Here is a 26,320-nt window from a genome sequence, read left to right on the forward strand (position 1 = left end):
TCTAAAGAAAATGCAAAATACATAAGCAGGAATGGAGAGTATTGATATGTTGGAGAAAATAGGGATTACAAAAAACTTAGGATGGGGCTTTTTCGGTGTTATGTTGTTCATGATGGGAGATGGAATTGAAGCGGGTTGGTTAAGTCCATTCTTAATTGAAAGTGGATTAACCATTCAACAATCAGCAGCTATATTCACAGTATACGGAGTCTCGATTGCGCTGTCTTCCTGGTTTTCAGGCGTCTGCGTAGATGTTTTTGGGCCGAAACGTACAATGGCAATTGGGTTAGCCGTCTATATTATCGGTACAGCAGGGTTTATTACATATGGTTTTTCAACGATGAATTATCCGGTTATGCTTCTGACTTATTTTATTAAAGGTTTTGGTTATCCGCTATTTGCTTATTCCTTCTTAACATGGGTCATTTATAAAACACCACAAAGTAAATTGAGTTCTGCTGTTGGTTGGTTCTGGTTTGTTTTTTGTGCGGGAATGATGGTACTTGGCGCGTGGTATTCAAGTGTTGCAATCCAACATTTCGGTTACATCAATACTATGTGGACATCTATATTCTGGGTATGTCTTGGTGCAGTTTTAGCTATAGTGGTCAATAAAGACAAGTTTGAAAAGAAAAAACTCGCAAACAAAAAAGAAGCAGTCAAAGAATTATTGAAAGGTATCACCATTTTGAAATCGAATCCGAGGGTTGCTGCAGGTGGGATTGTCCGCGTTATTAATAGCTTAAGCGTTTATGGATTCCCAGTATTCTTACCAATGCATATGGCACAGCACGGTATTGAAACAACTGCTTGGCTACAATTATGGGGTACATTTTTCTTAGGAAACATTATCTTTAATTTAGTGTTCGGCTTCATTGGAGATAAATTCGGCTGGAAAAACACAATTATTTGGTTTGGTGGTATCGGTTGTGCGATATTCACGCCACTATTATTTTATATACCAGTAATTACAAATGGCAGCATTGTTATGACGAGCATTGTCGGATTCATTTGGGGCGGTTTAGTAGCAGGCTACGTTCCGATTGGTGCACTAGTACCATCCGTGGCGGGTGAAGATAAAGGTGCGGCAATGTCCGTGTTGAATTTTTCTGCGGGTCTATCGACATTCGTAGCTCCTGCGATTGCCTTGACATTTATCGGGCTTGTTGGAGCAGAAGGGGTCGTGTGGATTTTCAGTGCTCTCTACTTAGTGAGTGCGATTATCGTTAAATTCATTCGTATACCGGAAGAAGAAGGTGGAAAGATAAAGGAGAAAACTTTGCTAGTTACCTCGTAAAATCACCTTGGGCTAGCCGGTGATTGACAAAGTCGTCGATAGATGAAATACTCACATTCAATTTGAAAAATAACATGCTATTGATCTAGATTGTAGGATATGTGGATAATTCTTTCTATCTTTTTGTTATAGATTAGAGGGACTTTTATTAATAGATGGAAAGAGATAAAAGATGATAGTATGGCGTAACAGGTGCCCAATCAAAAAGAGGTTAAAAACTATTTGGATTGTTTTCAACTTCCTTTAAAAAAGCAGATGTGTCGTTGGTTTTAGGGAAGTTGGGCACGCGCATTCATAATAAAGGAGATGTTCGCAATGGTTGAAAAGAATTTTGAAAAAGCAGCATTTGCAGGCGGATGCTTCTGGTGCATGGTGAAACCGTTTAAAGAATGGCCAGGCGTCCAAGATATCGTGTCAGGGTATATGGGCGGACATCTCGATAATCCAACGTATGAAGATGTAAAAAAAGGCACATCCGGTCATGTAGAAGTTGTTGAAATTACGTTTGATCCTGTCTTATTCCCATATGAGAAATTGCTCGAAGTATTCTGGCAACAAATCGATCCGACAGACGCAGAAGGTCAATTTCACGACCGCGGATCATCCTATACAACCGCCATTTTCCATTACACAGATGCACAACGGGAAATTGCCAAGAGGTCGAAAGCAAACCTAGCTGCAAGTGGCATTTTTACTAAGCCTATCGTCACGACAATCCGCCCCGCAGAAACTTTCTACCGAGCAGAAGAATACCATCAAGACTATTACATAAAAGAAGAGGAACATTACACAGATAACCGTGCACGTTCAGGGCGCAATGAATTCATAGCCAAGCACTGGGGATAATAATAGGAATGATAAAGTGGGCATGCGTTTTCATAAAGCGCTGCCTTTTTTGTTTGAAATGGGGGAATTAATAAAAAGTACCCGTACAACATTGAACTCTGAATTCAAAAAACAAGCAACCCTTTTTAGTAGTAAGTACTATGGAAACACTTATAAATGTTTCAAGCAGACACTTTTAAGTAATTATTTCTTATCCTTTATAAGATTGGACAGTGTAGAAAAAGAGGTTTGGCTTTCAGATTGAATGACAGAAATACTGCCATCAGTTTCTAGTATGACGGCCGACACATCATCAAGAGAGCCTAAGCCACTGGAACGTGCGGCTTGGAATATTTCCTCTTCCAAAATTCGTTCTGATTTCATTGTCTCCTTCAAAAAACTACCTTCATAAAACAATAGTTTTGGCTCTGATTTAATCAGTTTGCTAATAATTCGAAATCGAACAGATGACCAGGCAACTATATATTGCATACCTATCAGAACAATGAAAGCGGTCAAACCTTCCGAAAGAGCTACGTCTTTACTTAATAAAATGGTGGCTAAGATTGACCCGAGTGCGACTGTCACAACCAAGTCGAATGCATTCATCTTGGAAAGCGTACGTTTACCTGATATACGCAAAATGAAAATTAATCCTATATAGCTTAAAACACCGACTACAACAGTTCGTAGAAGAGTTTCCCATCCATTAAAGAACATAATACACCTCGAATATTTGACTTAGTTAATTTATCATTCCCCTACAACATTGTGATGAAACTTTCTTTCGTGGGTACTTTGCACCTGTTTGGGAGTAGGAGGTGTAATATACTTGCTCAGAAACTAAAAATCTAAACTTTTATCCTTTTGGTAACCACTTTACTGCTGAGGGAGTATTTTATGAATGCTACTTTATGCTTATACAAAATATTCCTGTTCGTTATATATTTAATATAGATGGTTCACATCTATTGAAAGGCTATTTGAATATCTTTTCGAATAATAGAGTAAGATGTTATTTCTCGATTCAGATGAGGGTATCTACTACACTATAAATAAAGAATACTTGAGCAGAGGAGGTACGAATAGTGAAGGATCAAACAAGATATCTTCGTCTAGCGAATATAACAAAGTTAATCAATTCAAAGTTAGAGTTAAGAGAAGTACTGAATCACGTAGTTACTGCTATATCAGAAGAGATTGTCCGATGTGACTCGGTTGGAATTTATTTGCCACAACAAGACGGATCATTTAGGGGGTTCGTAGGAAAGCCCGAAGTGATCAACGGCATGACACTCGATATGCATATAATTGATACCGACTTCGATTTATTGGCGAAAGAAGTAATTGAAACGAAAAGAACGATATATATACCGGATACATCCAAAGATCATCGACCCGATCCAAGAGCAGTTGAAGGATTTAAGATAAAATCTCTATTAGTTTTACCCATTACTGTAGAGACAGAATTATTTGGATTAGTGTTCTTGTTCGACTATGGAATACCAATGAATCTAACGGAGCTTGAGATTCAAACAGTTCAGTCCTATGTCAATATGGCTGCTGTTGCTATTCAGAATGCCAAGCTGCTAACGAATAAAGAAGAACTTATTCAGGAAAAGCAATTATTGTTAGATATAACTCGCGATTTATCACTCTGTTCTACCATGCAGGAAGCACTGGATATATGTTTTCTATATATAGAAAGAGTGCTTGGAAACAATAATATAGGTGTACATTTAATCGATCCATCGGTGCATATGAAGATTAAGCCTGCAACCATTAATCGTAATAGTAATTGGTCTGCAGAAGCGTGGGTAAAATCCCATGACGAGATAAAGTTTGACGATGAAAATGATAAGGTGTTCCAAGAAGTCATTGCATCTAAAAAAGCAGAACACATTCCCGATGTCTATGCAGATGATCGAGTGAACCATAAAGTATGTCGATACTTCGGTATTCAATCGATGTTTATTCTTCCTATCGTTTCCATGGGGAAAGTATTGGGTTTAATAGTTATTGCAGACCTTCAACAAAGGAGTCCGAATTACTCCCAGGCCAGTCAGCAACTGACGCAATCTATTGTAGATACAACGGCTTCCACTTTATTGAACTTATTGAATATGGAAAAGCAAGAGTTGATCATAGAACAGCGGACCGCAGAGATAACGGAAAAGAATAACGAACTTGAAACGGCCATGAAAGAATTACAGCGGATTAGCCGAGAGAAAGAACTGATTCTTCATTCGGCAGGTGAAGGGATATTCGGGCTGGATCTACATGGCGTTATTACTTTTTGTAATCCAGCCGCAGCCATGATGCTAGGGTATAAGATTAAGAACGAGCTAATAGGTAAACCTGTCAATATTATTTACAATGAAAACAATACGAACAATGATGAAGTTATATTCTTTAGGCAAGATCAATCCAGCTTCCCTGTAGAATATGTTAGATCATCCATCAAAGAAGGAGAGAGGATCGTTGGGGATGTCGTTACATTTAAAGATATCTCTGAAAGAAAGAAGATGGAGAAAGAAATTAGATACCATGCGTATTATGATAGCTTAACCAATTTACCCAACCGGGTGCTTTTAAAAGATCGCATGGAACAGGGGTTGAGTTTTGCTCATACTCTTAAAGAAAAAGCAGCTGTACTGTTCATGGACTTGGATCGTTTCAAATCAGTTAATGATTTATTAGGGCATAGCTATGGTGATATTTTATTGACACATGTAGCAAGACGTATATGTGTATGCCTCCCCGAGGGCGCTACAGCTTCTCGTCAAGGCGGGGACGAATTTATTATTTACTTGCCTTGTATTGAATCCGAAGCAGAAGTGATAGAGGTGGCGGAAAAGATTGTTGATCAATTCAACAAGCCTTTCAATCTAAAAGGCCATGAAATGCATATCCATAGCAGTATAGGGATCAGTTTATATCCGCAAGATGGGCAGACGGCGGAATTATTAATAAAAAATGCCGATATCGCGATGTATCAGTCTAAAACCGTATCTGGCAGCAGCTATCAATTTTATCATTTGGCGATGGATATTAGGACATTTGAAAATGTAAAGTTTGAAAATGCTTTATATAAAGCGCTTGATCATGGGGAGTTGGAACTTTATTTTCAACCTCAAATTGATTATAGTACACGTTCTATCATTGGAACAGAAGCGTTATTAAGATGGAATCATTCAACAGAAGGATTGATCTCGCCGGATAGGTTTATTGCGCTGGCGGAGGAGACGGGACTAATCGTTCCTATCGGAGAGTGGGTGATCAGAAGTGCGTGTAACCAAATCAAGAACTGGCAAGAAAAAGGATATCCACCAATTGTAGTATCCGTAAATTTATCGGCCCGTCAGTTTGAACAAAATAATTTATTCCAAACAGTTAAAGGAATATTAGATGAAGTAGGGGTATCACCGGAACTTTTATGTCTTGAAATTACGGAGAACCAAATCATTAAAAATACAGAACTGACTATCCAGACAATGAAAGAATTACAGGCAATCGGCATCAACATGTCCATTGACGACTTTGGTACAGGCTATTCTTCTTTAGGTTATTTGAAAAACTTACCAATAAATGCATTGAAAATAGATAAATCCTTTATTCAAGAATTGAAAAGTAATGACGACAACTCAGCCATCGCGAATACAATTATTACATTGGCAAAAAACCTGGGCCTGGATTTAGTTGCTGAAGGTGTCGAAACGCTGGAACAAGCCGAATTTTTAGCTTCGAGAGAATGTTACATTATGCAAGGTTATTTCTTTAATGTGCCGCTGAAGGTTAATGAATTCGAGAGCACATATCTGGCTACTAAAGGAGAGTTTTTATGAAAGCAATTCGAGCAGTATTGGATTATTTAAGAGCTAGTGGGGTAAAACACGTTTTTGGCATTCCGGCAGGATCAGTCAATGCATTTTTTGATGAGTTGTATGAAATACCAGAACTAACGCCAATTGTGACAAAGCATGAAGGCGCGGCTTCCTATATGGCAGTTGCATATGCCAAATATACGGCTACTATGAGCGTTTGTATAGGATGCAGTGGACCTGGTGGTACTAATCTGCTAACGGGCGCCGCAAATGCCATGCGTGAACATATCCCTGTTTTGTTTTTGACAGGCGCAGTTCCAGTTAATACTGTTGGTTTAAATGCCTCTCAAGAATTGGATGCTGAACCGCTTTTCAAATCAGTGACGAAATATAGTGTAACTGTAACGGATTCGAAGGATTTACTTGGAGAAGTGGCAAAGGCATGTGAAATAGCAATTTCTGGTGTACCAGGTCCTGTCCATATCGCCATGCCGATAGATATCCAAATCAATCAAATTGAACCTCCCGAAATACCGGCTCCGCCAAAAAGAGCGCCGATTGTTCCAGATCAAAACACCATACAGTCTGTTGCAAGAGAGCTTGCCAATAAAAAGGATGGATATATCTTTGTAGGACAAGGTATTAGGCACTCCGTGGCTCAGTTACTTGATTTAGCGGAGGTGCTTGGTTGGCCGATCATTACAACACCGCAGGCAAAAGGTTATATTACAGATGATCATCCACTCCTCGCCGGCGTATTCGGTTTTGCCGGTCATGACGCGGCTTCTTCATTGATTAATGGGAAAGATGGTGAAGCTTTGCTGGTGGTAGGCTCCAGTTTAGGCGAGACGGCTACGAATAATTGGAACGTCAATCTCACTAAAAATCGGTACACTATTCAATTGGACTACGATTCATCCGTTTTTAATCGTAAATATGAAGTGAATGCTGCTGTTTTGGGAGACATAGATTTAAGCTTGACTGCGTTACTAAATGAATTACAAAGTTTAAACTTGCCGACCAAAGATCAAGCTTTTAGTAAACAGGAAATAGGAATGGTAGATAGTGAAGAGTACAACACGAAAAATGTATTGATGCGTCTGCAAGAATGCGCTCCCCGCAATACTAGATATACCGTTGATATAGGTGAGTTCATGGCGTATATCATTCATGATATGAACGTAGTGGAGACCGATTCATTTGATATTAATGTGCATTTTGGGGCGATGGGGAGCGGTATAGGTTCTGCAATTGGCTCGAAGCTTGCTGAACCTGAACGTCCAGTAGTTTGCGTTACCGGTGATGGATGTTTCTTCATGCACGGTATGGAAATTCTGACCGCCAAAGAACATAAGTTGCCTATATTATTTGTCGTAATGAATAATGCGCGCTTAGGAATGGTCTATCATGGACATTCATTGCAATATAAACGCTCCCATCCATCATTCGAACAAGAACCGGTGAATATTGCAGCTATGGTTGCGGCCATGAACATACCGAGTAAACGAATTGAAGCGATGGAGGATCTGACTAAAGAAGTGGTAGACGAGCTCATGCACGTCGGGGGTCCATCAATCCTCGAAGTTTCCTTAATAGATAATACAATACCTCCAATGGGAGATCGTGTGAAGTTTCTATCTTCTTTTGGGAAGTGAATAACCCGGATAAGGGGGCTTGTTTGCCTCCTCTCCGGGTTATTTATCATAGTCAGATAGATCAGTAAAAGGCATTTGTTACTTCAATGATTGCATCTATTGTTTTACCTTTAAATGCATTGGACACGGAAAGTCCAGAAGGGTTTGAAAAGTAATACGCATCCAATTGTGGGTTATAACTATATCCCATGTCAGTTAAAGATCGCTGTAATTCAGTCGGTAAGTTTTTTGATCCAGTACGCTTCATAAAGTAGTTTGTGCCGTAGATTTTCACATCTACATCCTTGGTTCCGGTATGGATTACAAATAAGTCTTTTTCATCCTTCACCAACCACTGGCCTTTTGAATACAAAGAGATCTTAGTCTTTCCCAATCCGTCAATTCCAGCTAAATTCATGCCGAAATAGTGGTTAATCATTGTACGCACATTGTCACCTGTCACATGATAATGATGATGTACCAAATATAAATCTAGAATAATTTGTGAAGGAAAACTGTCGTGATTTTCCAAATTCGTTGATGGTGGTATCTCAAAAGTACCGATTTTCTCTTTAGTCAACACGGGAACTTGTTCTAAGTGGAACTTGAAAGCTTGTGCAATTGCTTCGTAAATAACTGGACTAGTTACTTTGTTTTTATATTGATCAATATACATATCCATTATATCAATCTTCGCCAACTTGCTGATGTAATGAATTACTTCCGCTTCCGAAAAGCATGTATCCAATTGATGCGAACGTTTAATCATGTCCTGAATTTCATAGGAATACGTTATCGGGGCAATTTTCATGCGAAGCCTCCTCATTGTAGAACACGCTTATATTTATAAGATAATTATACAGCAAAATATGTGTAAAGTATTAAATTATTAGAAAAAAATGACATCCGATAGTTGCTAGCCGGATTCTGACAACACGGTTGTTCCCTACTATTCTATATAACCACTATTCCGTTTCAACGAAAGCATGATAGTAACCCGTACCTGTGTGGGAATTGTATCTATTAATGTGAATAGTGGTTTTCCGCATAAGGCAACTCCAAGTTCTCCCGTAAAGTAGTCCCTTCGTAATCCGTCCGGAAAATCCCGCGCTTTTGAAGGATGGGGACAACTTGATCAACAAATAATTCTAATTCGCTTGGCAGATTAGCGATGAGCATGAAGCCGTCTGCTCCATTCTGTTCGTACCAGGCTTCGATAAGATTGGCGACTTGCTCCGGTGTACCCATAAAAGGCGTTCTCGGTGTGGCTTCTCTTAAAGCAACTTGACGCAAGGTTAAGTTTTTCTTGCGTGCTTCAGACTTAATGCGATCCGTATCGCTTCTGAAACTATTTTGACCGATGCCTCCTATATCGGGAAAAGGTTCATCCAATGGATATTGGGAAAAATCATGATGTTCAAAAAGACGACCTAAAAAAGCAAGTGCTTGCTCAATCGTCACCAAACCGGAAAGTTCTTCGTATTTCCTCTCCGCTTCCTCTATCGTATCTCCAATAATCGGACTGATACCTTGTAGAACCAAAACATCATCGGGGTTACGTTCAAGAGCGGCTGTTTGCTCTTTCACATCGATGTAATAGCGCCGCGCTTCTTCTAAAGTAGGCATAATGGCAAAAACTGCATCTGCTTCTTGTGCAGAAAATGCAATGCCTGCTTTTGATGAACCAGCTTGAAATATTACCGGCTGACCTTGTAGCGAACGACCGATATTCAGTGGTCCCTGTACAGAAAAGAATTCGCCTTCATAATTCAACGTATGTAATTTATTTGGCTCGAAAAATTGCCCCGTCTTTTTATTGCGTATAAAAGCATCATCTTCCCATGAATTCCATAAGCCTTTCATAACTTTTACGAACTCGGCAGCCATCCGGTAACGTGCGGCATGATTTGGATGATCTTTAACTTCCTTACTAAAATTTAGTGCCGCTTTTTCCAATCCGGATGTCACCGCATTCCATCCTGCCCGTCCGCCGCTTAACATATCAAGTGAAGCAAATTGCCGTGCTGCAGAAAAAGGTTCACTATAGGTAGTCGATAATGTGCCGACTAATCCGATATTCGACGTCACTACTGCCAGTGCAGAAAGTATCGTGAGTGGTTCGAATCGATTCAGGTAATGCGGATTCGATTTTTCATTGATGTACAATGCATCTGCGATGAAAACAAAATCAAATTTACCGCGTTCTGACGTTTGGGCTTGTTGTTTATAAAATTCAAAGCTTACACTTGCGTCCGATGGCATAGCAGGATGCCGCCAGTCCGAAATTTTTTCACCGACACCGTGAATCATCGTTCCTAGTTTCAACTTCTTTCTCACATGCATCGTCCTCTCTTTAGTCATGTGGATTGTTGTGTATGTATCATCCAGTGTCTTAAATTATTACGTGTGTTATGACTTGTGTCAAGACAGTTATTTATATACCTGTACGTGTTGCATGATGGCCAGGCGTTTAACTACTGAAGTCCAATAGGGGGCTTGTTGCTGATGGATAGTATGATAATTGGATGATTCCTAGAGCCACCTTAATTGTGAAATTTAGATTATTAGAGCATTGTGATTTCGTGTGTGTTTACAGAAAGGTACTTCTCGATGATGTTGAAGGGTGAGCCTTTGACGTTAACGGCAGTTTTCATACCGTTTCTTTATACTGTGCGTAAACATTCACTTCATACGAAATACTAACCAATCCAAATACATTGTCACGTTATATTTTTCAAGTTTTATGAGAATACTATAATTATTAAAGAACATAATAATAAATGATTGACTTACTTGTTCGAAAGTAACATAATAATGTTTATATAGAACATATTATTGATTCTGATGAACGTAGCATGTAGGAGGTCATTGGATTGTCTCCAAAAGAACGAAGATCGAAAATAATGGAATCGCTTGCAACTGAAGGACGAGTGGACATCATCCAACTGTCGGAAGTATTGAATGTAACGCCTATGACGATACGAAGGGATTTCGATGTTCTAGAGAAGCAGAACAAGCTGATTCGCACACATGGCGGAGCAGTTCCATCACAAGCACTGATTCACGAAAAGACGTTTGAATTAAAGTCTAATATTTCTGTCCAGGAAAAGAAGATGATTGCAAAACATGCTGTCTCTTTTGTATCGGACGGTATGACAGTGCTCATCGATTCAGGAACTACGACGCTAGAAATTGCACGGTTATTAAAAACACATGAACAGATCACAGTGATTACGAATGATATAAAAATAGCAGCTGAGCTTATGGGCAGCAAATTAGAAGTAATCATTCTTGGCGGTCGGTTACAGACAGAAACGGGAACTCTGTATGGTTCTTTGACAGAAAATATCTTGAAATCAATCCATGTCGACCTGTTCTTTTTGGGTGCAAATGCGATTCACAGTTCGTTTGGTATTACTACACCCACAATCGATAAGTCATCCTTGAAACGCGAGATGATCAGAACAGCCACAGAAACAATACTTGTAGCAGATTCAACAAAGTTTAATCAGAAAGCCTTCTCAAAGGTCTGTGATCTGGAAGACGTTTCTACGATTATTACAGATCAGCAATTATCGGAAGAACTGATGGAGAAATATAGCGAATTGGCAGAAATCATTATTGCAGAGTAGGTGAGTATATGAAGATCGGAATAATCGCAGATGATTTGACAGGTGCGAACGCAACGGGCGTACGTCTTGCGAAAGTCGGATTTAAAAGCGCCACGATAATTTTTGGTGCACAGGTACCGAAATCGGACAAGTTCACATCGATTTGTGTAGATACGGACAGTAGGTATGTAGATGCTACTGTTGCAAAAGAGAGGGTTCAAGACACATTCAAGCAGCTTCGATTGTGGGGAGCTGATGTTATCGCAAAGCGGATTGACAGTACGATTCGGGGCAATATTGGTTCCGAGATTGATGCATTGCTTACCAGTACAGGGGAAGAAAGCATCGCTATTGTCGTTGCTTCTTATCCTGACTCAGGACGGGTTACATCTGGCGGCTATCTGTTAGTGGAAGGCGTGCCAGTTCAGGAAACAGATGTGGCAAAAGATCCGATGAACCCAATATCCAAATCATTTGTGCCCGCAGTGATTGCGGAGCAAAGCCAACATGAAATCGGACATATTGGACTAGGGGATGTCTTACAAGGAAAAACTAAAATTACCGCTTCTTTGTTGGAGCAAATCAATGCAGGTAAGAGAATCATTGTGATCGATGCAGTTACGAATGAAGAAATAAGCAATATCGCGGAGTCAATGGCGATGATGGAAGAACATACGTTATTTCCGGTGGATCCAGGTCCGCTAACAGCAGCTTTTGCGCGTGTATTGACTAGGCGAAGACTGTACAGGAATAGATATATTGTCACAGTAGGTAGTGTTACCAGTCTTACCGGCCGACAATTGCGCTATTTAATGGATAAAACTAATTCCTCCCCGGTCTATGTGGATGCTTCGCAATTGGCGACGACAACAGATAGATGGGACGTTGAAGTGAAGCGTGCAACTGACGAAGGAATGAGGAAGTTGAAAGAGCAGGAAGTTTTAATTGTAACGACACTGTCTCCGACTTCAAAAATTCTGTCTCTGACAAGTATTGCAAAAGAAGAAGGTACCACCGAAGAATTGCTCGCGAAGAGGATTACTTCGGGTCTTGCGAAAGTAACGCATTCAATCATACAAAATTGTAATATGAAAATCGACGGTACATTTTCCAGTGGCGGCGATGTTACGGCAGCATTGTTTACAATCAGTGGTGCTGAAGCAATTCAACTTGATGAGGAAGTAATACCGCTTTCTGCGTATGGTAAATTCATCGGGGGGACATTTGATGGCATACCGGTTGTGACAAAAGGCGGCATGGTCGGTGAAAAGCAATCAATCTATAAATGCCTTATTTATCTTCAAACAAAAAATGATGAAGGACGTGTTTAATATGACAAACGAACGTAAAATTATAGCAATCCCAATGGGTGATGCAGCAGGAATCGGACCGGAAATTACCGTTAAGTCATTAGCGAAGCAAGAGATTTATGAAATGTGTAATCCACTCGTTGTCGGTGATGCAGACGTTATGAAAAAAGCAATCGGCGTAACAGGAACGAATTTAGAGGTGAACATTGTTTCTGATCCAAAGGAAGGAAAGTATGAATTCGGAACAGTGGACGTGTTAGATATGAACAATATTGACATCGATGCATTGCAACCTGGAAAAGTACAGGCGCAATGCGGACAAGCTGCTTTTGAATTTATCAAAAAATCAGTGGAACTCGCAATGGCAGATGAAGTAGCGGCAATAGCTACAACACCTATCAATAAAGAATCATTAAAAGCTGCAAACGTTCCGTATATTGGTCACACTGAGATGCTTGAAGATTTGGGTGGAGCACCTGATCCCTTAACCATGTTCCAAGTAAACGGAATGAGAATCTTCTTCTTGACGCGTCACGTTTCTTTAAAAGAAGCAATTTCCCAAATGACGAAAGAACGTGTTCGTGATTACTTGAGCCGTTGTGACCAAGCGTTGCAACGTCTAGGTGTAGAAGATCGTAAGTTGGCGGTCGCCGGTCTGAATCCGCATAGTGGAGAAGGCGGTCTGTTCGGCATGGAAGAAGTAAATGAAATCGCACCGGGTGTCGAAGCAGCTAAAGCGGACGGCATTGATGCATACGGTCCTGTTCCAGCAGATTCTGTATTCTTCCAGGCGTTGAATGGTAAATATGATGCGGTCCTTTCCCTTTATCATGATCAAGGGCATATTGCTGCAAAAATGACAGATTTTCACCGCACGATTTCTATCACGAATGGACTTCCGTTCTTACGTACATCAGTTGACCATGGTACAGCATTTGATATTGCTTGGAAGAACATTGCAGCAAGTGTGAGCATGGAAGAATGTATTAAGTTAGCAGCTGAGTATGCACCTAAGTTTACTAGAGAATCACTATAATATAATCCGTTGAAAGAGGGGAGACCCTCTTTCAATAACTTAATTTAATCAGAAATTGGGGGATACAGATGACACCAGAGATGCAAATGATTGTAGGCCTCGTAATAGGTGTGGCTGCACTAATTTTACTTGTATTAAAAACAAAGATTCATGCATTTCTAGCTTTGATTATTGCAGCTTCATTAACGGGTTTAATCGGTGGAATGAATCCGATTGAGGTTTCTACTACAATATCTAAAGGTTTCGGGAACACTCTTGGCTCTATCGGTATTGTTGTCGGATTTGGGGTAATGATTGGTAGAATTCTAGAAGTGTCAGGGGCAGCAGAGCGTCTGGCTTATAGTCTTATACGTTTTGTTGGCAAACGCAAAGAAGAATGGGCTATGGCGATTGCGGGATATATTGTCTCGATTCCTATATTTGTTGACTCGGCATTTGTGATTTTAAACCCATTAGTGAAAGCGCTATCAAGAAAGACAGGGAAATCTGTCATCACCCTCGGCATTGCGCTTGCTGTTGGCTTAGTTGCAACGCATCATGCAGTCCCGCCAACACCAGGCCCACTAGGCGTAGCAGGTATATTCGGCGTTGATATTGGTCTGATGATAGCATGGGGACTGTTGTTTTCAATTCCAATTATCATTTCTGGTGTGTTATACGCAAAATGGGTCGGTAAACGAATTTATCAGATTCCGACAGAAGACGGTCTTGACTTTGAAAGGCCTGATGAGCCTATGGCATATCAGGAACTTGTGAGATTGACTGATGAACGAAATAAGGAACTACCTTCTTTGTTCCGCTCAATGATTCCGATTTTATTACCTATTATTCTTATATTCTTGAATACAACACTCGTTGCTATGGAATTGACAGGTGGATGGATCGATTATCTATTATTCCTAGGTCAGCCGATTATTGCTGTTGGTTTATCTTTAATTGCTGCGATATATTTGTTGGCAGGTCACTTAAAGAGAGAGGAAGCACTTGATCGTATGGAGGAAGGAATGGTTACAGCGGGTATTATCCTACTCGTAACAGGAGCTGGTGGTGCGCTAGGACAAGTCCTTCGTGACAGTGGAGCAGGAGACTACATTGCACAGCAAGTAGCATTACTTCCTTTACCAGCAGTACTTGTACCATTCTTCATCGCTACACTTGTCCGCTTAATCCAAGGAAGTGGAACAGTAGCAATGATTACAGCAGCATCCATTTCTGCACCGATTGTCGTTAATCTGGATGTTAATATGGCCCTTGCTGCGCAAGCCGCTGCATTAGGTGCAATGATTTTCTCTTACTTCAATGACAGCATGTTTTGGGTTGTCAACCGTATGCTTGGTGTGAAGGAAGTGAAGGAGCAAGTCATGGTTTGGTCGGTTCCAACGACCATTGCATGGGCCGTGTCGTTAGTGTGTATTTTGATTGCTAATTTGTTTGTAGGATGAGTAAAGTTCTAAACAGCCAACTTTTTGTCGGCTAGACGTTTTCGATTTTATAATAGTACCTGTGTGAAAAGCAAACGTAGATCTTTAAACTATGATAAAAGTTCTTTCATAGATACTACTTAGATTTAAAGCGTTAACCTAAAGTTTTTAGGTTGACGCTTTTTTGACTAAAGATAATTAGCTTATTGTGAATATAAGCTTGTTAATACATTAGTATAAAAGTGATTTTATGAAACGCTAAAAGAATTTCATATACTAGACGGCAGTGCATTATTGCTGCAACTGACTTGCGATTGGACGTATATGCTGCTGTGTTTGAATGGTAGCGAACTTTTTCATAGAACAAAATAATTACCGTAAGAACTCCATATACTTTACCACTCAGACCTTAGTCTGATGTAAACTTCAGTCATCTGATGGACTCAACTTTATTGAGTTTCGCTTATGATAGAGTAAAGGGGTGTGAATATGCGGAAAATACTGATAGTTTTTGCGGGCGCAGTACTGTTAGGTATAGTGAGCTTTTGGGCATATGACTGGATGAAATCGGACCGGGTCTCTGGTGCATTATCAATTGAAAAGGACGACGCGAAATCACTGGATGTCGCAATCCGTTTTGGTGCAGGTAATCTTCTGGTTGAGGGCGGTGCAACACAATGGGTGGATGGAGACATTGATACGAATGTGAAAAAATGGTATCCATCCGTTACGTATAAGAATAAAAGAGATATCGGATATGTAGAGATTCAGCAGAAAATGAAAGGACTTTCAGCTTTGCGGAAGCATCGAAACGATTGGAATCTTCAACTGACAAATGAAATACCTGTGAATCTCGATGTCGAAATGGGTGTATCCGATTCAGAACTACTATTGGCAGGAATCCATCTCAATCATGTATCCATTGATGCTGGTGTTGGTGATACGACGATCAATCTTGGCGGGGAATGGAAGGAAAGCTTCGACGGGGACATCAACCTTGGAGTAGGCGATGCGAAAATTCATTTACCTAAAGAGACTGGAGTTAAATTATCTGTTTCAAAGGGGATAGGTAGCGTGGGAACGAAACGTTTCATATCTAAGGGCAAAGGCATCTATGTAAATGAAGCATACAATCATTCGGATACTAACATTCATTTGAAAGTTGATGTTGGTGTAGGTAGTGTGGATTTTTTGATTGTTGAGTAGCGGATATATTACAAATATCCGATGTGAGTGCAACAGAATGTATTTGCGAAGTAATAAGTTCTAATAAGGAATTCTAGCTATGAAACAATATTATATTATTCCATAGCTATATACCTCACATACACTTATTCATGTTTATTCTCTAATGAGGTAGCAAAAGAAGACAGTTTCTAGATAAGAGGGATAGATAAATTCGAGTAATGCAATTTTACTATAGGTCAGGACGATTGCTTATGAGGATATCTGTACCAATTGAGTAGAAGTCTATTAAACACTAAACATTTTTGAGATAAAGGGTTGCGGAGATATAGAGCGCAGTGGAATAACGAAGAGTAATGTAATAAACCGTTAATCATTGGATTAGCGGTCTTTGCTTGCTTTAAGAAATTTTCTAAACATCATGAAAAGGCCACGATGATCATCAGCTCAAACAAATTGCAGATAGTGTGAGGAAAATACCCAATAATGATTTATTGGGGCGGCTATATAAAAGTGCTCTTTACATATTTAGTAACCCAAGAAATCATAGGAGATGCATATCGTATGAGAGAGAAGAAGGACGAGACATTACCTATTTCTTCAGTAATAAAATCACTAGAATGAGGAACTGAAGTCTTGATTTTGGGGGGATATTATTAACCAAGCATTGACAAAGCTGATGGAAAGTGTGAATAATAGCAAGTAAGTCCGTATAGGTGCTCAAATGTAGTTAGAAAAATGCAAGTTTTGGTGATGAATCAGTAGACAAAGAATATAGAAAATCACTAAACTTCATTATGCTTTACTAAAGTTAATAATTTGAAACAGAATAAATGTAACATTTAGTACAACTTTTTGTGTTTTTGTAAGCGTATTCATTATGTTTTTTATTATTCTGTTTCATGGAAAAATGCAAATTGTTGCGAATGATATTGGTGTGTAAAAATATTTCGGATAAAGAATGTTATAAGAAGAAGTCAATAATTAAGGAAAACTTCTCGAAAAAAATATTAAGTTGCAATTACAGGGAGGAGCTGGCTAGGATGCTTTTATCGGTCAAAGAAATTTTAGATTCTCGCTTACTTCAGTCCGCCATACTAAAAACGGGTAAAGAGTTGATAGCTGACAGATCGGTTGAATGGGTCTCGGTTATTGAAAGTCCTGTTGAAAATTTCGTTAGGAAGAATGAATTTGTACTTAGTACAGGAATTGGTTGTCATGAAAAGACAGAGGAGTTTATGTCATTTGTTAAGGATGTATATGACTCGGGAGCGTCGGCTTTCGTAATTGCTACAGGTAGATATGTTTTTGAAATACCAGATGAAGTTATTCGATTTGCTGAAGATAGAGAGTTTGTTATTATTGAACTCCCTTGGGAAATCCGTTTTTCGGATGTTGTCCACGAAGTCATGTCCAGGTTGAATGAACTGCAACGTCAGGAAAGAAGGCGTTCCAAAGATATACAGCAATATTTGATTCAAAAGATTCTTGTAGGGAAAACGTTAGAACATATTACGAAATATATTGAACAAGAATTGGGTCATCCTATACTGATTTGTAATGAGAAAAAAGAAGTGATTGCAGGCGGCGCAAATGCAAATGTTGTGTTCGCATTGTGGAAGCAAATGAAGAACAAGACATCTTTTCATGAATCACATCATCCTGTGTTCTCAGAGATTAAAAGATTCGAACAGAGTGGTAGGCAGCTCATTCATCTTGATATCCATTGTGATGCTGACCATAAAGGCGACTTTTTCGTATTGTCTGAAGTAGGTGAAAGATTGAATGATGATCAAGAGTCAATTGCTGAGAAAGCTGTAGTTGCGGCTGCCTTGTGGTTCTCGCGTAGCAGTGCGGTGATTAAAGCGGAAAGCCGCATGCAGAATGAATTTTTATTGAACTTGGCTAGGGGAGAAAAGATGTCAGAAGAACATATTTCTTCTCATGCTGAATTTTTTAGATATAATCTTCATCTTCCTTATATATGTATTGTCGGATATCCAGCACATCAAAATGAATTGATTAATCGAGATGAAGTGCTCTCCCAGTCTAGAAAAGTTAACTTGGAACGGATGAGTATTTATATTAGAGAAGGAATGCTATATGCCGCCGAGAATATTCAGCGTCAATTACTTTTTGCATCTGAAAATGATGAAGTAATTGTATTTTTAGAGACCTCGAACAGTGTAACATCTGATACGGTTCATCAGTTCCTGGACTTAGTGGAAAGAAGATTTCATCACTTATTGCCGGGTGTTACGTTTACTTGGGGTATAGGAAAAGAAAAAGATGGGGTTTGGAGCTTTTCGGATAGTTTTCAAAAAGCACAAGCCGCACTGGAAATGGGAAGAAATCAAAGAGGTACAGGGAAAAGACTCGACTTTGATGAAACACAGATTAGTCGCTTGCTTTTGAGTTTAGCAATCAATGAAGAGGTCCAAGACATTACTATATCTACCATATCATCTTTAGTTAATTATGATGAAAAAAGAGATATGGATCTAATCAATACGTTTATTTCATATAACTATAACAACGGTAACGTGAGCCAAACAGCCCGGGAGATGAATCTTCATCGTCAATCTCTATTATACCGGTTACGAAAAATAGAGTTGTTGACGAACTTATCTCTGGAAGATCCTGACGATTTATTCTTACTCACCTTCAGTATTAGAGTATGGTCGACAGGTGTTATCAAAATTGAAGGCACTCCTCTATAACCAAATAAAATATGACGGAATTGAAAATAATTAATTTTCAATTCCTCTTTTTTTTAGTTTATTAAAAGTGTATGAAGATATATCTGAAAGTTCATACAAAAGTGAAGATGTATTTCAAGTATTAAGAATCTATAATAAAAGTCAACAACAGATACTAACAATAAATGAATATTTCATGTTGAAACTTAAAAGTGATTCATAGTACACAAGAATACATTACTGAAGTTGAATAGGAGGAAATCAAATGTTGCCATTTAGTTTGAAAGAGTATAAGGAGCGATTGGAGCGGACGAAAACCAGAATGCAGGAACAAGGTATTGAAGTACTATTGATTACGAATCCTGCAAATATGAATTATATTTCTGGCTATGATGGCTGGTCTTTCTATGTCGATCAAATGTTAATCGTCATCATTGATGAAGAACAACCGATTTGGATTGGAAGAAAAATGGATGCGAAAGCTGCTGAAGCTACAACGTGGCTATACAAGGATAATATTATTTCTTATCCTGAAGATCATGTGCACTCCGATTCTAAACATCCTATGGATTTCATAGCAAAGATCTTAAGACAAATTGGTCAATCAAATAGAAGAATGGGAGTAGAAATGGGTTCGTTTTATTTTTCAGCGCTAGCTTATGAAAAACTTAAGAAAAATTTACCCAACGTACAATTCTTAGACGTAACCCTTCTTGTGAATCATGTCCGTATAATAAAATCAGAAAAAGAAATTGAATATATGAAAAGGGCTGCTAACATTGCTGGTCTCGGTATGAATGCAGCAGTTCAATCCATTCAGGAAGGTGTCAGAGAATGTGACGTAGCAGCAAACATATATAAAGATTTGATTAGTGGGACAACAGAATACGGGGGAGATTATCCCTCAATTGTCCCTCTGTTACCGGCAGGAAAGAATACGGCGGCTCCTCATCTAACATGGACAGATAGAAAATATGCCCACAACGAGATGGTAATCATTGAATTAGCAGGCTGTCATCAACGTTATCATTCTCCACTAGCGAGAACAGTTTGTATTGGAGAGCCGACTGAGCAGGCATTGGATACATCTAAAATTATGGTGGAAGGTATGAACGCTGCGCTCGACGCAGTTAAACCTGGCGCAACTTGTGAAGAAATTGAACGCGCTTGGAATTCTGTCATCTCAAAGTATAACATTAGTAAGGATTCTAGGATCGGCTACTCAGTAGGATTGAACTATCCTCCAGATTGGGGCGAGCATACGGCAAGTATCCGTAAAGGTGATTTGACGATATTACAGCCTAATATGACCTTCCATCTAATTCCTGGACTGTGGTTTGAAGATTATGGAGTGGAGATTAGCGAATCAATCAGAGTAACTGAAACAGGCTGCGAAGTGTTAACGGATTTTAATCGGAACTTAATCATAAAAGAACATTTGCAAATAGTTATCTAAAATTAAGAATATAGTGACCTTCTGATTTAGACCAAATAAGTTAGTTGTTGTCTGTATGATTTTATCAAAACTATTAATTGAAAGCGCTAACAAATAGAAGGTAAAGATCAATTTGTGTTAAATAAAATGATTGTATGTATGTTTCCTAATAATAGATCATTCGGTTTAGGGGGATTTAATATGCCAGTAGAAATAGAAAATCTAGTAGCTACTACAAGCTTTGAACAACAGCTGATCAAATGGCGAAGGCATATTCACAAGTATCCAGAACTTAGTTTCAACGAATATAAAACAGCGCACTTTGTCGCAGAGACGTTAAGAGCAATCGAAGGGATTACTGTTCAGACTTCCGTTGGGAAGACGGGAGTCGTGGCGACGATTTCAACTGGTGAAGGACGGACAGTTGCGATTCGTGCAGATATGGATGCGTTGCCAATAGAAGAGAAAACAAGTCATGACTTTCAATCTGCACATTATGGTGTAATGCATGCTTGTGGTCACGATGCTCACACTGCGATTTTGCTTGGCGTAGCGCAAGTTCTGGCAGCGAAACGTTCAAAAGGTTTATTTCAAGGCACGGTAAAATTGATTTTTCAGCCTGCGGAAGAAGCCACTGATGAAGAAGGTTTATCAGGTGCACCAAGAATGATTGAAGAAGGCGTTTTAGAAGGTGTTGAATCTATCATTGCGCTTCATGTCTGTCCATGGCATTCTACAGGCACAATCCAAGTGAATGATGGTTACAGTATGGCCAATGTAGATGTTTTCCGCGCAAAGATCAAAGGTACTGGTGGTCACGGCGGGTACCCGCATATGGGAACGGATCCTGTTTGGATGCTCGGTGCTATTTTGCCAGCCTTTTATAGCATAAGTTCCCGAACGATTTCTCCTTTAGAAACGGTCGTCGCTAGCATCGGTGAAGTACACACCGGGACGGCCAGTAATGTAATCCCGCAGGAGATCGCTGTAACTGGAACTATGCGGACATATTCAAAAGAGTCCAGATATAAATTGAGTGCAGAAATTGAAAAAACTTTTAAACTAGCTGAAGCATTTGGCGGTTCATATTCATTCGAAGTGGATCGCGGTGAGCCAGCATTAAATAATAATCGCACTGTCAATACTCTTATTAAGCAAACCGCCAAAGATTTATATCCGACTATTCAAATAGAAGAAGAAAGATTTGGGCTTGGTGGTGAAGACTTTGGCTATATGACTCAGGAAGTCCCTGGCTCGATGTTTTTCCTCGGATGCGCATTGCCAGATGGGATCAGCCGAGATTTGCACACGAATATATTCGATATCGATGAACGTTGTATGCTAGTAGGCGTGAATATCCTAGTGGAGTCCGCCATCAAAATGCTAATGACGGAAGACTGTGAAATATAAACTTTTTGGAGGTATAACATAATGACAATGAAAACAACTATGCCTGGAAAGCCAATGTTCATAGCTGGAAAATGGGTTAAGAAAGAAGAAGTAATTGAAGTACTGAATCCACAAGATAACTCATTTGTTAGTACTGTTCCCTCGGCTTCAAAAGAAGACTTACTTTTTGCTATTGGGGAAACGAAAGAAGGCGCTAAAACTGCTGCCGCGATGCCTGTTCATCAAAGAATCAGCGTGTTATACAAAGCAGCAATGTATATCGAAAAAAATAAAGAGGAATACGCGGCTGTCATTGCATTGGAAGGAAGCAAAACAATTCGTGAGGCAACAGCGGAAGTTAAGCGTTGTATCCAAACGCTTAGATTAAGTGCTGAAGAAGCGAGGCGTATTAATGGCGAGACCATCTCCTTTGACCAATCAGAAGGAAGTGAAGATCGCGTTGGTTACTACTATCGTTTTCCAATCGGCATAATTGCAGCAATCACACCTTTTAACGATCCATTAAATCTAGTTGCTCATAAAGTGGGGCCGGCCATCGCTTCAGGAAATGCCATCATTGTGAAACCAGCGACGGTTACACCAATCAGCGCATTATTGCTAGCTGAAGCATTTGAACATGCAGGCCTGCCTTCTAAGATACTTTCAGTCATTACAGGAAAAGGTAGCGTAATCGGTGATCTATTAGTAACACATCCCGATATTCGAATGGTGTCATTTACTGGAGGCCTGGAAACAGGAGAGAGGATTGCCAGAAAGGCCGGTTTAAAAAAGCTCAGTATGGAACTCGGCTCCAATTCACCTGTCATCGTGTTACGTGATGCAGACATCCCGACAGCCGTTGAGTCTTCAGTGTCAGGTGCGTTTTATGCGGTGGGACAAAATTGTTTGGGCGTACAGCGCATTTATATTGAGGAAGCGGTCTATGAAACTTTTAGTTCTCTTTTCGTTAAACGGACACATCAATATAAGGTTGGAGATAAGATGCTAGATACAACAGATATGGGTCCTATGATTAATGAGTCCGAAGCAATTAGGGTAGAGAGCTGGGTAGATGAAGCAATCGACATGGGAGCGAAATTGTTAGTTGGCGGGAAGCGCAATGGTGCATTCTATTCTCCAACAGTTCTAACGGACGTTCCACCGAATTGTACGATTGCCAAACAAGAAGTATTTGGTCCTGTCGTATTACTGTTTCCGGTTCTAGATCTAGAAATGGCAATCGAGAAATCAAATGATGTGAATTTCGGATTGCAGGCAGGGATTTTCACGAAAGATATCGATCAAGCGTTTCAAGCAATCGGGAAGATGGATGTGGGCGGAATCATGATAAATGACAGCAGTGACTATCGTATAGACGGAATGCCATTCGGAGGAGTGAAAGGTTCTGGACTAGGAAGAGAAGGAGTGAAATTTACAATACAAGAAATGACGGAACCCAGAGTGGTAAGTTTTAAGTTATCGCATAAGCGGTCGACTTAATAGTTGAGTGAGTATGTTGCCTTTATACCAGTATAGAAACTAAAAAAGGAGCAACTATATGAAACCTAAAAGCAATGCGATATACATGAACAGTGTCTTTTGGATATCAGCGGTAGTGATTGCATTACTGGTCATTTGGGGAACAGTAGATTCTGCAGGGATGTCGAAATGGGCAGATCTAGCGTACAACTTTACATCGGATGCATTTGGATGGTTTTACTTACTTTCTGTTTTGGCGATTGTATTATTCTGTGCCGGGCTGGCTGTGAGTAAGTACGGTCGGATCAGATTGGGCGGGGATCATGAAAAACCGAAATATTCCTACTTTACCTGGATTGGTATGTTATTCAGTACGGGATTTGGAGCAGGCTTAGTGTTTTGGGGGATTGCAGAGCCGATGAGTCATTTTACAAATACGCCAAGTGGTATGGAAGGATTATCTCCGGAAGCCGGAAGGCAGGCCATGCAATATTCTTTCTTTAACTGGGGCATTCACCAATGGTCGGTATTCACGATTGTAGGCTTGACGTTGGCGTATTTCCAGTACCGGAAAAATAGTGGCGGTATGATCAGTGACACGTTGAATCCTGTCATTGGCAAGCGTGGCAAGAAGCCATTAAGAAGTGGTATCAATATTTTAGCCGTCATTGCCACTGTGCTCGGTGTTGCAACATCAGTAGGCATGGGAATATTACAAATAAACGGTGGCTTAAATTATGTATTTGATATACCGCAAAATACTACGTTCTTATTACTCATTACGGGAGGCTTGTTGCTATTATATTTAACTTCCGCATTGACTGGACTGGATAAGGGAATTAAGTTCCTGAGTATATTAAATTTAGTTCTGGCACTAGGTTTGATAGCAGTTATCTTGTTTTTAGGTCCTACCAAATTCATATTGGAAGTCTTTGCGTTGGGTATTGGAGATTATATTCAGAATTTCTTTGGCATGAGCCTTGGTCTTTCACCTTATGACGGCAATACCTGGTCGAAAGGATGGACAGTTAACTATTGGGCATGGGTGATTGCTTGGTCGCCATTCGTAGGTGCGTTCATTGCGCGGATTTCAAGAGGTCGGACTATTCGTGAGTTTGTTTTCGGTGTATTAATCGTACCTCCTTTCATTGCTACAGTGTGGATCGCTGTATTTGGAGGAACGGCAATTTATATGGATTTGTTCCAAAATACGAATATCGCAGGAGCTGTACAAAATGATGTAACAAGCGCACTGTTCGCTACTTTTGAAAACTTCCCAATGAGTACTTTGCTGTCAGTTGTCTTTATTTTACTAATTGTCACATTCCTGGTGACATCAGCTGACTCAGCTACCTTTGTGCTAGGAATGATGACGACGAATGGAAATCAAAACCCTAACAATACGGTAAAAGCAATTTGGGGAGTGCTAATGTCAGCCATCGTTGCGGTTCTGATTATCAGCAGCGGTCTGCAAGGTCTTCAAACGGCCTCATTGGTTGCAGCGCTTCCACTAACATTTATCTTATTCCTAATGGGCTACTCTTTAATGAAGTCTTTAAAAAAAGGTGAGTTAGTTGAAGTTGAATCAGAAGAGCATGTGGAAGTCTATGAAGAAGTGGCATCGGATCGATTGGTGAAACATCAATCTGCTCCACAGAATAGTAATTCAGTATTTCGGGACACTGTGAAAGAAAATATATAATTGTTGGCATAAGCATGCTGGATTTACTGCAATATGTATTGATCAAATAAAAAAATATAATTATATGGAGGAAAACGATATGACGATGAAAGCAAAGGAAAACGCACAAGTAAGATATGAGGAACTAGCAGCGATTGATAAGCAACATTTTATGCATCCTACTAGCTCTTTCAAGCAACAACAAGAAAAAGGTCCAGGTTTTATTTTTACAGAAGGTAAAGGGATTTATTTAAAAGATATTAGAGGAAAGCAAGTGATTGATGGTCTATCCTCTTTATGGAATGTCAATATCGGTCATGGTAGGGAAGAACTTGGTCAAGCGGCAATGGATCAAATGAAGAAATTGGCGTTTAGTTCAACCTTCTCCACAAACAGCCATGAACCAGCAATTATGTTGGCAGAAAAGGTGGCGCAAATGACTCCCGGAGATTTAACGATGACTTTCTTTACATCCGGAGGTTCTGATGCGAACGATACAGCATTTAAAACTTCTAGACAGTATTGGAGACTCAAAGGGAAGACAGATAAGAAAAAGATTATTTCCCGTAATAAATCGTATCATGGTGTATCTGTAGGGGCTTCGAGTGCAACAGGCTTGCCTGGTTTCAGAAACTTCCCTTCATTAGCACCCGATTTCTATTATGTGGATTCATCAATTCAAGCGCTGAAGGAAATGATTGCAAGAGAAGGAGCTGAAACCATTGCGGCCTTTATCTCAGAGCCAATTCAAGGTTCTGGGGGAGTCAATTTACCACCGGATAATTACTTTAATCAAGTTCGAGAAATTTGTGATCAAAATGAAATTCTATTCATTGCTGATGAGGTAATAACAGGATTCGGGAGAACGGGCACTAATTTTGGAATAGAGAACTTCGAAGCTGTTCCCGATATGATGGTGATCGCGAAAGGTATTTCAAGCGGCTACGCTCCGATAGGCGGGATGGTCATCTCAGAAAAAATCAAAAAAGAATTAATTGAATTAACAGAAGGTGTATATATGCATGGATACACATATAGCGGTCATCCAATGTGCTGCGCTGTCGCATTGAAGAACCTGGAAATTATTGAGGAAGAAAACATGATAGAAAATGTACGAAATATGGGTGCGGAATTACAAAATGGGTTTAAATGGTTGGCGCAGCGTCATGAGGAAATTGGCAATATTAGAGGAATTGGATTACTGGGAGCAGTTGAAATATTGAAAGATAAAGAAACTAATACACGCTTCGCTGATCCGGTGTCTGTAAAAGTAGTGGAGGAAGCATTGAACCACGGTCTGTTAGCAAGAAGCATTATTTATGAAGGACAGGATACGTTGGCATTTGCTCCGCCGTTCTGTATCAATAAAGATGAAGTGGAAACAATCATTTCTATTATTGATAAATCACTCACAGAAGTGAAAAAGAAAGATCTCAAGTAAACTATACAAGTTTGCGTATAGTATCTACGGTAGGCCAGACAAAATGCTTCTGG

General features: G+C 39.7%; 18 protein-coding genes. 15 read left to right on the plus strand and 3 right to left on the minus strand.

Annotated features, from left to right (window positions below; all coding sequences use genetic code 11):
- Positions 1–46 precede the first annotated feature (46 nt).
- Positions 47–1,297, plus strand: coding sequence for an MFS transporter (locus CSV74_RS09100; RefSeq protein WP_099691395.1), 1,251 nt, complete (start codon positions 47–49; stop codon positions 1,295–1,297).
- A 315-nt stretch (positions 1,298–1,612) separates the two neighbouring features.
- Entirely contained in the window at positions 1,613–2,143 is a 531-nt protein-coding gene (gene msrA / locus CSV74_RS09105; RefSeq protein WP_099691396.1) for a peptide-methionine (S)-S-oxide reductase MsrA, read from the plus strand.
- 183 nt (positions 2,144–2,326) lie between these two features.
- Here msrA and CSV74_RS09110 read toward each other — a convergent pair whose 3' ends face one another.
- On the minus strand, positions 2,327–2,842 hold the full coding sequence (locus CSV74_RS09110; RefSeq protein ID WP_099691397.1) for a DUF421 domain-containing protein: 516 nt from the start codon (positions 2,840–2,842) through the stop codon (positions 2,327–2,329).
- 365 nt (positions 2,843–3,207) lie between these two features.
- Between CSV74_RS09110 and CSV74_RS09115 the strand changes: the two genes are divergently transcribed.
- Positions 3,208–5,967 (plus strand): bifunctional diguanylate cyclase/phosphodiesterase, encoded by a 2,760-nt coding sequence (locus CSV74_RS09115; protein ID WP_099691398.1) that lies wholly within the window; start codon positions 3,208–3,210, stop codon positions 5,965–5,967.
- Positions 5,964–7,601 carry a thiamine pyrophosphate-binding protein gene (locus tag CSV74_RS09120; RefSeq protein ID WP_099691399.1) on the plus strand — a complete coding sequence of 546 codons (1,638 nt, stop codon included), beginning with the start codon at positions 5,964–5,966 and terminating at the stop codon, positions 7,599–7,601. The genes CSV74_RS09115 and CSV74_RS09120 overlap by 4 nt, the downstream gene beginning before the upstream one ends.
- Before the next feature lie 61 nt (positions 7,602–7,662).
- Here the strand turns inward: CSV74_RS09120 and CSV74_RS09125 are convergent, their stop codons facing one another.
- Positions 7,663–8,391 carry a hypothetical protein gene (locus CSV74_RS09125; protein ID WP_099691400.1) on the minus strand — a complete coding sequence of 243 codons (729 nt, stop codon included), beginning with the start codon at positions 8,389–8,391 and terminating at the stop codon, positions 7,663–7,665.
- Between the two features lie 212 nt (positions 8,392–8,603).
- Entirely contained in the window at positions 8,604–9,923 is a 1,320-nt protein-coding gene (locus CSV74_RS09130) for an LLM class flavin-dependent oxidoreductase (RefSeq protein WP_199170339.1), read from the minus strand.
- Between the two features lie 530 nt (positions 9,924–10,453).
- On the opposite strand from CSV74_RS09130, the gene CSV74_RS09135 reads away from it, so the two are divergent.
- The 11 genes from CSV74_RS09135 (at position 10,454) to CSV74_RS09185 (ending at position 26,267) form a co-directional block, all read left to right on the plus strand.
- The gene (locus CSV74_RS09135) at positions 10,454–11,212 is read left to right on the plus strand and encodes a DeoR/GlpR family DNA-binding transcription regulator (RefSeq protein ID WP_099671676.1); all 759 of its coding nucleotides are present in this window, start codon (positions 10,454–10,456) and stop codon (positions 11,210–11,212) included.
- Positions 11,213–11,220: 8 nt separating this feature from the next.
- Positions 11,221–12,522: a four-carbon acid sugar kinase family protein gene (locus CSV74_RS09140; protein ID WP_029055036.1), complete on the plus strand. Its 1,302-nt coding sequence runs from the start codon at positions 11,221–11,223 to the stop codon at positions 12,520–12,522.
- Between the two features lies 1 nt (position 12,523).
- On the plus strand, positions 12,524–13,537 hold the full coding sequence (gene pdxA / locus CSV74_RS09145; RefSeq protein WP_099691401.1) for a 4-hydroxythreonine-4-phosphate dehydrogenase PdxA: 1,014 nt from the start codon (positions 12,524–12,526) through the stop codon (positions 13,535–13,537).
- A gap of 68 nt (positions 13,538–13,605) precedes the next feature.
- Positions 13,606–14,979, plus strand: coding sequence for a GntP family permease (locus tag CSV74_RS09150; RefSeq protein WP_099691402.1), 1,374 nt, complete (start codon positions 13,606–13,608; stop codon positions 14,977–14,979).
- 468 nt (positions 14,980–15,447) lie between these two features.
- Complete coding sequence (locus CSV74_RS09155) at positions 15,448–16,164, plus strand: toast rack family protein (protein ID WP_099691403.1); 717 nt, start codon at positions 15,448–15,450, stop codon at positions 16,162–16,164.
- A gap of 1,022 nt (positions 16,165–17,186) precedes the next feature.
- Entirely contained in the window at positions 17,187–18,863 is a 1,677-nt protein-coding gene (locus CSV74_RS09160; protein ID WP_099691404.1) for a PucR family transcriptional regulator, read from the plus strand.
- A gap of 244 nt (positions 18,864–19,107) precedes the next feature.
- Positions 19,108–20,298: a M24 family metallopeptidase gene (locus CSV74_RS09165; protein ID WP_099691405.1), complete on the plus strand. Its 1,191-nt coding sequence runs from the start codon at positions 19,108–19,110 to the stop codon at positions 20,296–20,298.
- 180 nt (positions 20,299–20,478) lie between these two features.
- Positions 20,479–21,687 (plus strand): M20 metallopeptidase family protein, encoded by a 1,209-nt coding sequence (locus tag CSV74_RS09170; RefSeq protein ID WP_099691406.1) that lies wholly within the window; start codon positions 20,479–20,481, stop codon positions 21,685–21,687.
- Positions 21,688–21,714: 27 nt separating this feature from the next.
- Positions 21,715–23,166: an aldehyde dehydrogenase family protein gene (locus CSV74_RS09175; RefSeq protein WP_099691494.1), complete on the plus strand. Its 1,452-nt coding sequence runs from the start codon at positions 21,715–21,717 to the stop codon at positions 23,164–23,166.
- A 58-nt stretch (positions 23,167–23,224) separates the two neighbouring features.
- Positions 23,225–24,847, plus strand: a complete 1,623-nt coding sequence (locus CSV74_RS09180) for a BCCT family transporter (RefSeq protein ID WP_099691407.1) — start codon at positions 23,225–23,227, stop codon at positions 24,845–24,847.
- Between the two features lie 79 nt (positions 24,848–24,926).
- Entirely contained in the window at positions 24,927–26,267 is a 1,341-nt protein-coding gene (locus CSV74_RS09185; protein ID WP_099691408.1) for an aminotransferase family protein, read from the plus strand.
- Positions 26,268–26,320 lie beyond the last annotated feature (53 nt).

This window comes from Sporosarcina sp. P19 (genome assembly GCF_002743165.1).
In the GTDB taxonomy this organism is placed as follows: domain Bacteria; phylum Bacillota; class Bacilli; order Bacillales_A; family Planococcaceae; genus Sporosarcina; species Sporosarcina ureae.